General features: G+C 33.7%; 1 protein-coding gene and 1 pseudogene. Both read left to right on the top strand.

What is annotated here, in order from left to right:
• Nucleotides 1-107: 107 nt before the first annotated feature.
• A pseudogene (locus A7456_RS12055) lies at nt 108-403 on the top strand (replication initiation protein); the annotation flags it as partial.
• A 2-nt stretch (nt 404-405) separates the two neighbouring features.
• Nucleotides 406-863: replication initiation protein (locus tag A7456_RS11770; RefSeq protein WP_228141032.1), on the top strand; the 458-nt coding region annotated here is incomplete at both ends.

Below are 863 nucleotides of genomic sequence, written 5' to 3'. Positions count from 1 at the left end.
AAAGACAACAAATTTACGGTATTGGACAACATGAAATTAACAGTGTTGTCTTTTTTGTGTTTTTGTTATAAAATTTACCGTAAATCTGTTGTTGCTAAGTTTAAATTATGAACAATACATCCTTAACTATTTCTAAAGCTAATAGTTTCGTTCAAGCTAGTTATTCCATGACTCTTGATGAAATGAGAATTTTGTCTTTGACGCTAGGTGTTTTTAATCCTGAAAATCCTATTAAGCGTGGGTTTGATTTTACTATTGCGGATTTCTGCAAGCATTTCCCTGATGTTGATGAAAAATCAGCTTATACCCAGGTTAGGAATGCAATACTTAAAATATCCAAACGTTGGATTGTATTGGTCGATAATGAAAAAGAATTAACTGAAGTAGTTTTAGTTAATAAGAGNNAAGGGCGTTTTTATATCGAATTCCATGAGGATTTATTACCCTATATCGCACAGTTGCATAATAACTTTACTAAATATCAATTGGTAAATATTGGTGCTTTTTCTAGTACGCATACAATTCGATTATATGAATTATGCTCTCAATATAGAGATACAGGTTGGAGGCAAACAAGTATTGAGGATCTTAAAGATTGGTTACAAGTTGCTGATAAATATCCAAGGTATAACTCGTTTAATCAACGAGTTTTATCCCCAGCTATAGATGAAATCAATGCTAAATCGGATCTTCTTGTAAGTGTTGAGCCGATCAAGCGAGGGCGCAGCATTGTTTCGTTAAAGTTTACAATTAAAAGCAAGAAAAGTGCGGTAAAAATCGAACAGAAACGCCCGGCGTTCCCCCATAAAAACAAGTATGGTTCTTTCGTTAAGTTTGATGCGCAAAATCCAAAGTTTAGCTCG

The sequence above is a fragment of the Moraxella nonliquefaciens genome, assembly GCF_001679005.1.
Taxonomy (GTDB): Bacteria; Pseudomonadota; Gammaproteobacteria; order Pseudomonadales; family Moraxellaceae; genus Moraxella; species Moraxella nonliquefaciens.
The sequence above is the reverse complement of the archived record's forward strand: the minus strand, read 5'-3'. Positions and strand labels throughout refer to the sequence as shown.